The sequence below is a fragment of the Bradyrhizobium sp. BR 10261 genome (assembly GCF_019455395.1).
Classification (GTDB): Bacteria; Pseudomonadota; Alphaproteobacteria; order Rhizobiales; family Xanthobacteraceae; genus Bradyrhizobium; species Bradyrhizobium manausense.
The window spans coordinates 301476-313653 of the sequence record NZ_JACOFQ010000001.1 but is presented as its reverse complement, the minus strand read 5'-3'; the positions used below and the strand labels follow the sequence as shown (position 1 = coordinate 313653).

At 64.6% G+C, this 12178-nt stretch carries 11 protein-coding genes; 4 read left to right on the top strand and 7 right to left on the bottom strand.

All coding sequences use genetic code 11. The features are described from left to right. Positions 1–225: 225 nt before the first annotated feature. Both HYH07_RS01480 and HYH07_RS01475 read right to left on the bottom strand, forming a co-directional pair. The gene (locus HYH07_RS01480; RefSeq protein WP_220000771.1) at positions 226–981 is read right to left on the bottom strand and encodes a TetR/AcrR family transcriptional regulator; all 756 of its coding nucleotides are present in this window, start codon (positions 979–981) and stop codon (positions 226–228) included. A 135-nt stretch (positions 982–1116) separates the two neighbouring features. Continuing rightward, on the bottom strand, positions 1117–1965 hold the full coding sequence (locus tag HYH07_RS01475; protein ID WP_220000770.1) for a VOC family protein: 849 nt from the start codon (positions 1963–1965) through the stop codon (positions 1117–1119). A gap of 210 nt (positions 1966–2175) precedes the next feature. Here HYH07_RS01475 and HYH07_RS01470 point away from each other — a divergent pair, with 210 nt between their 5' ends. Together HYH07_RS01470 and rbsK are read left to right on the top strand one after the other, a co-directional pair. Next, a complete protein-coding gene (locus HYH07_RS01470) occupies positions 2176–3069 on the top strand; it encodes a sugar kinase (RefSeq protein ID WP_220000769.1) in 894 nt (297 codons plus the stop codon). Positions 3070–3079: 10 nt separating this feature from the next. Continuing rightward, a complete protein-coding gene (gene rbsK / locus HYH07_RS01465; RefSeq protein ID WP_220000768.1) occupies positions 3080–3985 on the top strand; it encodes a ribokinase in 906 nt (301 codons plus the stop codon). Positions 3986–4081: 96 nt separating this feature from the next. On the opposite strand, the gene HYH07_RS01460 is transcribed toward rbsK, so the two are convergent. Further along, positions 4082–5302: an NAD(P)/FAD-dependent oxidoreductase gene (locus HYH07_RS01460; protein ID WP_220000767.1), complete on the bottom strand. Its 1221-nt coding sequence runs from the start codon at positions 5300–5302 to the stop codon at positions 4082–4084. A 238-nt stretch (positions 5303–5540) separates the two neighbouring features. Here HYH07_RS01460 and HYH07_RS01455 point away from each other — a divergent pair, with 238 nt between their 5' ends. Then, a complete protein-coding gene (locus HYH07_RS01455; protein ID WP_220000766.1) occupies positions 5541–6335 on the top strand; it encodes an enoyl-CoA hydratase/isomerase family protein in 795 nt (264 codons plus the stop codon). A gap of 3 nt (positions 6336–6338) precedes the next feature. Here HYH07_RS01455 and HYH07_RS01450 read toward each other — a convergent pair whose 3' ends face one another. From HYH07_RS01450 to HYH07_RS01435, 4 genes are all read right to left on the bottom strand, one after another. Then, entirely contained in the window at positions 6339–7679 is a 1341-nt protein-coding gene (locus HYH07_RS01450; protein ID WP_220000765.1) for a TRAP transporter large permease, read from the bottom strand. Further along, positions 7676–8254 (bottom strand): TRAP transporter small permease, encoded by a 579-nt coding sequence (locus HYH07_RS01445; protein WP_220000764.1) that lies wholly within the window; start codon positions 8252–8254, stop codon positions 7676–7678. Before HYH07_RS01445 ends, HYH07_RS01450 begins: the two co-directional genes overlap by 4 nt. A 155-nt stretch (positions 8255–8409) precedes the next feature. Beyond that, on the bottom strand, positions 8410–9405 hold the full coding sequence (locus HYH07_RS01440; RefSeq protein ID WP_220000763.1) for a TRAP transporter substrate-binding protein: 996 nt from the start codon (positions 9403–9405) through the stop codon (positions 8410–8412). A gap of 63 nt (positions 9406–9468) precedes the next feature. Then, positions 9469–11181, bottom strand: coding sequence for an IlvD/Edd family dehydratase (locus HYH07_RS01435; RefSeq protein ID WP_220000762.1), 1713 nt, complete (start codon positions 11179–11181; stop codon positions 9469–9471). 174 nt (positions 11182–11355) lie between these two features. On the opposite strand from HYH07_RS01435, the gene HYH07_RS01430 reads away from it, so the two are divergent. Continuing rightward, complete coding sequence (locus HYH07_RS01430) at positions 11356–12045, top strand: GntR family transcriptional regulator (protein ID WP_220000761.1); 690 nt, start codon at positions 11356–11358, stop codon at positions 12043–12045. Positions 12046–12178 lie beyond the last annotated feature (133 nt).

Genomic DNA, 12178 nt, shown 5'->3' with positions numbered 1-12178 from the left:
AATACTGTCTAGGGGGTTCGCTGTGAGGGTTGGCGGCGGAGGTTCCGAGCGGCGGGTGCCGTAATGGAGGTCAAACGAAGGTGGTGTGGCAGGATCATCGCGCCGCGGCTTCTCCGTATCTCATCGACGCCTCTGGAATACTGGATCGCCCGATCACGTCGGGCGATGACAGTTGAGATCGGGGAAGCGGCTGACGAGACGTCCGCCAGCGTGCGGTCAGCGCAGCTACACCGTCTGCGCCACCGCGGCGCGCGACTTCGGCGCTTTCGCGATCCCGAACAGTGCGGCCGACTTTCCCGTCAGCGCGGCCAGCACCAGGCCGACCATGTGTGCGAGGCGCTCGTCCTTGGCGTCCTTGGCGAGCAGGTCGCGGCCGAAGATCACGCTGAGCGTCGCCGAGTTGGAGAGATAGAAGAAGCTGAGCGCCGCGATCGAGATGTAGAGCTGCACCGGATCGACGGCGACCTGGAAATCGCCGCTCTCGACGCCGCGCCGCACCACGGTGCGGATCATCTCGACGAAGGGCGAGTGCATCGACTTGACCTTGGTCGAGCGCTTCAGATGCTTTGCGCGTGCGAGGTTCTCGGTCTGGAGCAGCGACAGGAATTCGGGGTTGCGCAGGAAGTAATTCCAGGTGAACTCGATCAGCCGCCTGATCGCCTCGGGCGGATCGAGGTGTTCGAGATCGAGCCCCCGCTCCTCGCTGCGGATCTTGTCATAGGCGCCTTCGAGCACGGCGAGGTAAAGCTCGTCCTTGTTGCCGACGTGATAGTACAGCATGCGCTTGTTGGCGCCGGCCTTGGCGGCAATGCGGTCGACGCGCGCGCCGGCGAGCCCGTACGCGGAGAATTCCTGCTTGGCCGCCTCGAGAATACGCAGCCGCATCCCCTCGGGGTCGCGCTGCCATTTCAGAGTTCGCTTTGCGGTTGCCTTCGCCAAACCGGGTGCTCGCTGGGTGGTCGTCCGGATCGCATGTATCATGCGGGGGCCCGGTCGCATAGTTTCGTCATTCCGGGGCGCGCCCTCCTGGGCGCGAGCCCGGAATCCATCGGGCGTCAGAGCATGTGGAAGAATGGATTCCGGGCTCGTCGCTGCGCGACGCCGGGGAATGACAACCTACTCCACCGGTTTCGGCGAGCGCTCCAGGAGCACGGTCTGGATGCCGCAGGTGCCGCTGCGCACGGTCATCACCTTCGTGCCGGGCTTGCGGCCGTTGCGCACTTCGCTGACGTCGAGTCCGGCGGCGATGAGGCGGGCGCGGGTGGCGTCGATGTCGGCGACGCGCCAGCTCAGGCCCCAGAGCCGGTCATGCCTGATATCCCCGCCCGCGACGGGGCGGCGCACCACTTCGACGATGAGATCGCCGCAGCGGAAGAACATCAGCTGGCCCCAATCATGATGGGAACGGTCGAGCGCGAGATCGAGCCCCAGCCGCGCGCCGTAGAGCGCGGCGGCGCGATCGGAATCCTCCGTGGTGATGACGACGTGATCGAGCCCGTCGATCGGCGCGACGTCTGAGGCCACCGACTTCGGACGCTCCTCGGCAAGCTCGAGGAAGAACATGCGCACGCCGCGCGTCAGCTCGGTCGCGGCCCGCGTCCGCCTCCAGTGCAGCGCCGCGCCCGAGACGTCGTCGCTGCTCTCGACCTCCGCGACGGGATCCGGCTTCAGTGCCACCCGGTCCAGCCGCCGGTGCATCTTGCCGATGTCGGCGACACGAAAGCACAGGCTGGCGAGCACGCCCTCCTGCTCCTCGAGCAGCGCACGCATCCGGTCCGCGGTCGCGGTAAAGCCGCTCGGCGCCATCAATTCGAGGGTCATGTTGTCGAGGGTGAACAGCACGCGGTAGGCGCCCTCGCCGGAATTCTGCCAGGCCGGCGCGCGCGCGAGCAGCGTCTGATAGGCCGCCTTTGCCGCACCGATATCCCTGACCAGAACAACAATATGATCGAGGCCGGTGATCATGCTTGTCCCTTTTGATCGGCCCTGGAACCATGGGGCCGGGCAACGGCAAATGTCCGGGCTTGGCACGGGCCTGACATGGTCGTATTCCGACCCTAGGCCGACCTCAAGCGCTTCGGGCCGGTTTTGTGAATAATTTCCGCGTCGTTCGCGCGGAACCGGTGCTAGAGTAAGTGCGCCGGCCGGGACCACCCAGCGCATCACGGACAAGCAATGCAGGCTCTCTTTATCGGACAGACCTATATCGATGTCGTCTTCATCACTGACCACATGCCGACCGGCGACGAAAAGCACGTGGCCCGCGAATACGCGGTCTCCTTCGGCGGCAACGCGGTGACGGCGGCGTTCTGCTGCGCCAAGCTCGGCATCGTGCCCGACCTGATCGCCACCGCCGCCAATGACTGGCTGGGGCGCATGTTCCAGGACATGTGCGCGAAATACGCGATCTCGCTGCATCCGCGGAAGGTGAACCAGTCCTCGCTGTCCTTCATCATGCCCAAGGACGGCAAGCGCGCCATCGTCCGCTGCCGCGACGACGAGCACATCCACCCCTTTCCGATGCTCAATCTCGGCGGCTGCCGCGCGCTGCATGTCGACGGCCACCAGCCGGATGCGGCGATCCACTATGCCAAGGTGTGCCGCGAGGCGGGCATTTTGACCTCGCTCGACGGCGGCGGCCTGCGCACCAACACGCATGAGCTGCTTGAATTCATCGACGTCGCCATCGTCGCCGAGCGCCTGTGCGAGCAGATGGATCTGACGCCGGAGAAGATGCTCGACTATCTCAAGAGCCGCGGCTGCAAGATCGGCGGCGTCACCATGGGCGAGAAGGGCCTGCTCTGGTACGACGAAACCGGAACGGTGCAGGTGATGCCGGCAATGCCGATCCCGCGCGAGCGCGTGATCGACACCAACGGCGCCGGCGACGTGTTCCACGGCGCCTATGTCTATTCCTACCTCGCCCATCCCGGCAAAAGCTGGCGCGAGCATTTTGATTTTGCCCGCGCCGCCTCGACCTTCAAGATCCAGCGGCTCGGCAACGAGGCGGGCCTGCCGACCCTTGTCGACATCGCCAAGGTCAGGCACGAGTTCGAAGTCAGGGTCTAGGGATTTTGTAATGGGGCGCGTGTTCGTCGCCGGCAGCATCAACATGGATGTGGTGGCGACCGCCGATCGCCACCCCAAAGTCGGCGAGACCGTCGCCGGCCGCGAGGTGTTGTATTTTCCGGGCGGCAAGGGCGCGAACCAGGCGGTGGCGGCATCCAGGCTCGGCGCGAGGACGACGCTGATCGGGCGGTTGGGCAAGGATGCGTTCGGAGCGGAGCTGAGGGCGTTCCTCGCTGCGCAGGGCGTCGATCTCGGCGCGGTGCGCGAGGCCGACACGCATAGCGGCACCGCGATCATCACGGTTGCGGCCTCCGACAACACCATCGTCGTCATTCCTGGCAGCAATGCGCTTGTCAGCGCGGAGGACGTCGCGGACGTGCCGCTGGCGAAGGGCGATGTCGCGGTCAGCCAGTTCGAGATCCCGCTGCCGACGATTGCTGCGTTCTTCGCGCGGGCGCGATCCGCCGGAGCGACGACGCTGCTCAACCCGGCGCCGGCGCAAAAGATGTCGGGCGAGTTGCTCACGCTGGTCGATATTCTCGTGCTGAACGAGACCGAGCTCGGCTTCCTCGCCGGTGTGGAGCTCACTGACGACGACGAGGCGGCCAAGATCATCGCGGTGGCGCGACAACTTCAGGCGCGGGCGGACCAGACCATCTGCGTCACGCTGGGCAAGCGCGGCGTGCTCGCGCTCGCTGCCAGCGAGGAATTCGCGGTGCCGGGCCGCGTGGTGAAGGCGGTCGACACGACGGGCGCCGGCGATTGCTTCGTTGGCGCACTCGCCTCGCAGCTTGCCGGTGGCGTGCCGTTGCGCACCGCCCTCGCCTTCGCCAACGCCGCTGCCTCGATCTCGGTGCAGCGGATGGGCGCGGGGCCGTCGATGCCGACGGCCGCGGAGGTCAAGGCGGTGCTCTAGGCAATACTCCCGTCATTGCGAGCGCAGCGAAGCAACCCAGACTGCCGCCGCGGAAAGACTCTGGATTGCTTCGCTGCGCTCGCAATGACGGAGAGATCAAGCCAGCGCGCTCTTCAGGTCAAAGTTTTCATCGGCGGCCTGCTCCGGCGTGATCGAGCGGTCCATGGCCTGCAATCGGCGCCCGAACATGTGATCGCCGGCGCGGTTGATCGATTCGATGCCGAGCAGTCTGTCGCCGTGATAGCAGAACGCCGAGAACGCCTTCTTGGCGGGATCGCCGCGCAACACGACGCGATCGTAGCCGGTGGTGAGGCCGGCGATCTGCAGCTTGTCGTCGCCCTGGTCGCTCCAGAACCAGGGATGGCCGTCGTAAGGCTTTTTATCGCCGGTCAGCCGTGCCGCAAGGCAGCGGGCGTGATCGGTGGCGTTCTGCACTGATTCCAGCCGCAGCGAGCCGCCAAAGCGCGGGCTCGCGAACAGCGCGCAGTCGCCGATCGCGGAGATGTTGGGATCAGCCGTCGACAGATATTCATCGACGATGATGCCGGCGGCAACCGGCAAGCCCGCCTCGGCCGCAAGCTCGATATTCGGCAGCACGCCGACACCGACCACCACGAGATCGGCGGGCAGATGGCGGCCGTCACTGAGACTGACGCCGGTGACCTTGCCGTTCTCGGCCTCGATCGAGGTGGCCTGCACGCCGAGGTGAATGCGGATGCCGGCCTCGCGGTGGCGGGCCTGGAAATATTCGGACACCTCCGCCGTCACGGCGCGTGCCATCACGCGCGGGGCGAGCTCGAGCACGTCCACTTCCAGGCCCTTGATGCGCGCGGTGGCGGCGAATTCGAGACCAATGAAACCGGCGCCGATGATCACGGCGCGCGTCTTCGTCGGAATGATGTTCCGCAGCGCCTCGCTCTCGTCGAGGATGCGCAAATATTTCACATCGGGCAGATTGGCGTTGGGCAGATCGAGCAAGCGGTTGCGCGCGCCTGTGGCCAGCACGAGATGGCCATAAGGCAACGTCTCGCTAGATGCGAGCAGCAGTTTTCGCGCCGCCCGGTCGATCGACACGGCGCGCCCTGAGATCAGCTCGATCTTCTGGTCCTGATAGAATTTTGCGGGGCGGAACATCAGGCTGTCGGGCCCGGCCGAGGCCTTGATGTAGGCCTTGGACAGCGGCGGCCGCTGATAGGGCAGATGCGCCTCGTCATTGATCAGGCAGATGCGCTCGGTAAAGCCCGCCTGGCGCAGCGATGCCGCGACCTGGTAGCCGCCATGGCCGGCACCGACAATGATCACAGGACCCTCAGTCATTGGACAGCTCTTTTCCGCAAGACACGAGCATGACCCATGTCGTCTCCTCTCGCTAAGAATGGCTTGGCTAGCCTTGCGAGGAGCCGGCGCTCGTGTCCGTCCCTTTGACGAAGGCGGCCCCATTTGAGCCGATCATTCCGCGCTGCGCAAGGGCCGGGGGACTGTTGGCCGGGGATTGTCACCCCTGCCCTTCTGCGATTTAGTTGCAGCAACGAACCTCTAGCCGGGGATATTCCAGATGCCAGCTCCCGTCTCAAAGCCCGACGATCCCGCGCTGCTACGGATCGAGGGCGCGATCGCGACCATCACGCTCAACCGCCCCGCCGCGTTCAACTCGGTCAACCTCGCGATCGCGCAGAAGCTCGAGCAACTCGCGGCCTATATCGAGGGCGATGATGCCATCAAGGTCGTGGTCATCGAAGGCGAAGGCCGTGCCTTCTCGGCCGGCGGCGATCTGCAGACGATCGGCGCTGCGGCCGAGGCCAACATTGTGACGCCTGTGGTCGGCGAGCTCTTGAAGCACTATCATGCCTTCATCGAGATCCTCAGGCGGATGCCAAAAATCTCGCTGTCGAGCGTGCACGGCTCGGCCGCCGGCGCCGGCATGGGCCTCGCCTTCGTCACCGACCTCTGCATCGCCGCTGACGACGCCAAGTTCACCCCCGCCTATGCCAAGATCGGCGTGTCGCCGGATGGCGGCTCGACGGTCGGGATCGTCGGCACGGTCGGTTCGCGCCGCGCGCTGCAAATCTTCCTCGCCGAGGACAATTTTACCGCACAGCAGGCCTATGAATGGGGGCTTGTCGTCAAGACTGTTCCTGCAACCGAGCTGAAAGCCGCAACGCGGCAGCTCGCCGAGCGCCTCGCGCAGAACCCGTCGGCGGCGATCTCGGGCACCAAGGCGCTGGTCCAGGCGGCCGCGACCACGCCGGTGAAGCAGCAGTTAGATGCCGAGGAGCACAAGATCATCATGGCGATGAACACGGAGGAATTTCGCGTTGCCGTGAAGAAATTCACAAGCAAGAGCAAGTGATATCTACTTAGGGCAGATGTAGCCCGTCCCCGCCGGCGACTTGAAGCAGCCGACTGACTCCGGCAGCACGTGCTGCGGCAGCCACAGCACGACGCTCGGGAAGTAGATGGCGAACGCGATGGTGGCGAAGAAGACGACGTAGATCGGCAGCGCCGCGCGTAGCGCCCTGGCAAAGCTGATGCCGACGAATTTCGAGGCCATCAGCAGCACCAGACCATAAGGCGGCGTGATCAGGCCGAAGGCGAGCGTCGCGATCAGCACCACGCCCATGTGCACGCCGTTGATGTCGCCGGCCTCCGTCAGTGCGTTCACCAGCGGCATGAAGATGATGATGGTCGGCACCGGCTCGATGAAATCGCCGACCACGGTGAACAGCAGCACCATCAGCAGCATGATCAGATGCGGATCGTTGCCGGCGATCGAGGTGATCATGTCGGCGATGTAGCTGGCGCCGCGCAGATAGGCGAGCATCCAGCCGAAGGCGTTGGCCGCGCCGATGGTGATCAGCGGCAGTGAGAAAATGAGCCCGGCGAGGCAGAAATCGTACGGGATCTTTCTGAAATGCCCGCGGTTCAGCGCGGGGATCACCACCAGGATGATCCAGACCACGGCGACGACGCCGGCCTCCGTCGGCGTGAACCAGCCGGTGAGAATGCCCCCTAGCAAGATCACGGGGATCATCAGCGGCAGGGCCGCATCGCCGGCCGCGAACACCACCTGCCGCAGCGGCGCGCGGGGCTTACGCAGGCCCGAGGGGCCGAAAAGGTAGCAGTAGATCATCAGCCCGAAGCCGATCATCAGGCCGGGCACCACGCCTGCCATGAACAGGCCCGCGATGGAGACGTTGCCGACGGCGCCGTAAACCACGGCCGTGATGCTCGGCGGCACCAGCGCCGCGATGGTCGAGGCCGAGGCGATGATCGCGGCGATGAAGGCAGGCTCGTAACCTTCGCGCTTCATCGGGCCGCCCAGCGCGCGGCTCATCACGGCGACGTCGGCCGTGGTCGAGCCTGACATTTCCGAGAAGAACATGCTGAAGACGACCACGACCTGCGACAGGCCGCCCCTGATATGCCCGACCAGCGACACCGAGAGATTGGCTATTCGCACCACCACATTGGCCGAGCTCATGAGCTCGCCGACCAGCAGGAAGAACGGAATCGCCAGTAGCGCCTCGGAATCGACGCCGTCAAAGATCTTCTGGATGATGGCGGCCAGCGAGACATCGGACAGCAACGCGCCGATGAAGACGCCGGCCATCAGCGAGAACGGCACCGGCACGCCGAGATAGCCGAACGACAGGAAGCAGATCGACATTATTGCCAGAACAATGGGTGCGCTCACGGCTGCGCCCTCGCCTGCGTTTCGGCCACGACGGGCGCAGCGTCCTCGTCCGGCGGTTCTGGATGATCAAACCCATTGCGCAGACCGTTGACCAGCTGCTCGATGGCGAAGAGGCCGATCAGGATGCCGGAGAGCGGAATGATGGCGTAGAGCGAGGCGATCGGCGTGCCCGACGGCAGGCGGAAGCTGCCGAAGCCGCGCAGATAGTTCTGGTAGCCGTACCAGATCAGGCAGAAGGCAACGCCGAGCACGATGAGGCGGATGATGATTTCGACGATGATCCTGGATGCACCGTGCATCGCCTCGGAGATCGCGGTGAGATAGAGGTGATCGTTGCGACGCGTCGCCACGGCGGTGCCGATGAAGATCGCATAGATGAACAGCGTCGAGGTGACTTCCTGCAGCCATAGCCAGGGATGGCCGATGGTGCGGGTGACGATGTCGGCGGTGACCGACAGCGAGAAGCCGAAGCACAGCACGCCGCAGAGGACCATCAGCGTAAGCTCGAGCCAGTCGAGCCAGCGCCATTTCAGATGGCGCTGCCGTTGCATTACGAGCTTGTCGGCGATGGGCATCGACCTCTCCGTCGTCCCGGCGAAGGCCGGGACCCATAACCCCGAAAGGGAGTTGTTGCGCGAGCTGGCGACTCCGAGTCTTCGCCAAACTCAATCCTGTGGTTATGGGTCCCGGCCTTCGCCGGGACGACTCGGTGAAAGAGCCGAGCACCGCCCTAATTAATCGCCCGGATCAGGTCCTTGATCTTCTCGGCGTGCGGGCCGAGATCCTTGGCGAGCTTGTCGAGATAGGGATTGGCGATCGCAATGAAGCCGGACTTGTCGACATCGGGGACGATCTTGACGCCGATCGCTTTCAGCTTGACTTGCGATTGATGCTCAAGCTCGATTGCCTTGGCCGGCTGCGTCTTGTTGACTTCGTCCGCCGCGGCCTGAACCCAACCCTGCTGCTCAGGCGTGAGGCTGTTCCAGAGCTTGTCGCTGATCCAGACCAGGCTGTTGTTGGCCTCATGCTCGGTCATCGAGAGCACCGGCGCCACCTCGTAATGCTTGTTGGCGAGATAGACGTTGACGCCGTTCTCGGCGACATCGACCACGCCGGTTTGCAAGGACGTGTAGACGCTGCCGAACGGCATGTGCACGATTTGCGCGCCGTAGGCCGGGAACATGGTGTCCTCGGTCGGCGTCGCCTGCACTCGCACCTTCAGGCCCTTCATGTCGTCGACCTTCTTGATCTCGCGCTTGGAATACATGTTGCGTAGACCAAGAGTCGCAAGCGCAATGACGTGGGCGCCCTGAACCGTGTCCGAGATCATCGCCTTGACTGCGCTCGCCACCGCGGGATCCGCCATTGCCTTGATGAGATGGTCTTCCGAGCGGAACAGGAAATGCATCGACATCACGCCGGCCTGCGGCGAGAGCGTCGCGGCGTTCGCAGACGATGAGATGCAGAATTCGATATCACCCGCCTTGACGAGCTGCAGCACCTGCGGCTCCTGCCCGAGCTGCGCGCCGGGATACTGGTCGATGAGCATCGTGCCTTTGCTCAGCGCCTTCAGCTTCTCGGCAAAGATGTCGCCAAGGATGCCATAGCCGGTGATCTTGGGCTGGTCATAGGCGAAGCGGTAATGCTTCACCTCCTGTGCCCCCGCGCCCGTGACGAACAGCATGGCGGCCGCGGCCACCAACGCACGCATGGATCGTGCAATCATCGTCTCCCCCTGTTTTATCGCCCGCCGCTTTCAGCGGTCTCGGCGCTCGCTGGTTGTCAGCCCTTACTCTGTCTTCTTCCCGGTCCTCTGCATGAAGTCGAAGTCGCAGCCCTCGTCGGCCTGCATGATGGTCTCGTTGAACAGCCAGGCATAGCCGCGCCGTGCTTCGTCGGGCGCAGCGGCCGGCTTCAAGGCCGCGCGCCGGCGCTCGAGCTCGGCGGCATCGACCAGCAATTCGATGCTGCGCCTGGCCACGTCGAGACTGATCATGTCGCCGTTCTTCACCAGCGCCAGCGGCCCGCCGACGGCGGATTCCGGCGTAATGTGCAACACGATGGTGCCGAACGCGGTGCCGCTCATGCGCGCATCGGAAATGCGCACCATGTCCTTGGTGCCGCCGCGCGCCAGCTTCTTCGGGATCGGAAGATAGCCTGCTTCGGGCATACCAGGAGCGCCCTTGGGACCGGCATTGCGCAGCACCAGCACGTCATCGGCGCTGACGTCGAGCTCGGGATCGTCGACCCGCAGGGTCATGTCCTCGACGGATTCGAACACCACAGCGCGTCCCGTGTGCTTCAACAGTTTCGGGCTCGCGGCGGACTGCTTGATCACCGCGCCGCGCGGCGCGAGGTTGCCGTGCAGGATGGCGAGGCCGCCCTCCTTCTTGATCGGATTGTCGCGCGAGCGGATCGCGTCCTGGCCCGGCACATCCTCGGCATTGGCGACCACATCGCGCAGCGTCTGGCCGCTGATGGTCTTCGCATCGAGATCGACGAGGTCGCCGAGCTGGGCCAGCAGTTTCGGCACGCCGCCGGCGTGATGGAAATGCTCCATGTAATGCTCGCCTGACGGCTTGAGATCGACCAGCACCGGCACCTCGCGGCCGATCTGGTCGAACGCTTCGAGATCGAGCCGATGCGGCGAGCGATGCGCCATCGCGGTCAGATGGATCAGGCCGTTGGTCGAGCCGCCGATCGCCTGCAGCACGACCTGCGCGTTCCTAAAGGAGGCCGGCGTCAAGAGCTGGCTCGGCTTCGGCCCCTTGGTCTTGGCCATCTCGGCGGCGACCCGGCCGCTCGCTTCTGCCAGCCGGAAACGCTCGGCATGCGGCGCCGGGATGGTTGCACTCATCGGCAGCGACAGGCCCATGGCTTCGATCATGCAGGCCATGGTCGAAGCGGTGCCCATCACCATGCAAGTGCCGACCGACGGGGCGAGACGGCCGTTCACGGCCTCGATCTCGGCATCGTCCATCTCGCCGGCGCGATATTTGCCCCACAGACGGCGGCAATCGGTGCAGGCGCCCAGCACCTCGCCCTTGTGATGACCGACCACCATGGGCCCGACCGGAATGACCACCGTCGGCAGATCGGCGCTGATCGCCGCCATCACCTGCGCAGGCAGCGTCTTGTCGCAGCCGCCGATCACGATCACCGAGTCCATCGGCTGGGCCCGGATCATCTCCTCGGTATCCATCGCCATCAGATTACGCAGATACATCGAGGTCGGATGCGCAAAGCTCTCGGCGATCGAGATGGTCGGGAATACGAACGGCATCGCGCCCGACAGCATCACGCCGCGCTTGGCGGCTTCGATGATCTCTGGGACGTTGCCGTGGCAGGGATTGTAGTCGCTATAGGTGTTGGTGATGCCGACGATCGGGCGCTCCAGCGCGTCGTCGGAATAGCCCATGGCCTTGATGAACGCCTTGCGCAGGAACAGCGAGAAGCCGGCATCGCCATAGCTCGTCAGCCCCTTGCGCAAACCACCCGTCATCAGACCGCTCCTTCTCGCCAGCCATTGTGCTACAGCCTGCCCCCTGATTGTCAATAAGACAGGCGTCTACTTCACCATTTCGGGACTGTCGCACCGCCAAACAGTCAGATTATTGACAATCTGCCTCTTCCCTGCTCCCTAAAGGCAAACCGGCAGACGCCGGAGGCCGAGGGCATGTCCGACATTCGCACCGCAGATGCCATGCCTGCCAGGCGCGACGACCCTGACGACGTCGTCGCGCGGCTGGAGGAGGACATCATCTTCGGCCGCCTCGCGCCGGGCGCGCGGCTGACCGAGGATGCGCTGATGTCTCGATATGGCACCTCGCGCCATTTCGTGCGGCAAGCGCTGGTCGATGCCGAGCGCCGCGGCATCGTCCGCCGCGAGAAGAACGTCGGCGCCACCGTGCGGTTCTACTCGGCCGAAGAGGTCCGGCAGATCTACGAAGTCAGGGAGATGTTGACGCGGCAAGCCGCGCTGATGATCCCGCTGCCCGCGCCGCAGGCCCTGATCGACGAGCTGACTGCGCTGCAACGCGACTATTGCGCGAAGGCGGATGTGCGCGACCTGCGCGGCATCCACGAAGCCAACGATGCCTTCCACCTCGCGCTATTCTCCGCCTGCGGCAATCCCTATCTGGTGCGCTCGCTACAGGATTACATGAACCTGACCTTGCCGATGCGCGCCAAGAACCTCGCCGATCGCGAGGGCCTCGCGCTCTCGCGTCGCCAGCACGACCTGATGATCGAGCTGCTGAAAGGCCGCGACAGCTGGGCGCTGGCGCAGCTGTGCGTGGACCACATGCAGTTCAGCAAGGCCGATTATCTGGCGCGGATTGCGGGGGAAACCGCATCACCTTCGTAACCAGGAGAAGACGTCCGCTCCAACGGCCCATCAGCAGAGATTGGCGAATACGAAAAGGTCGGGCTGCCCGCTCGCCAAAAAGTCTATGGACACGATCAAAGCCGTGGGGGAGAACGCGGCATCATGCCAATTT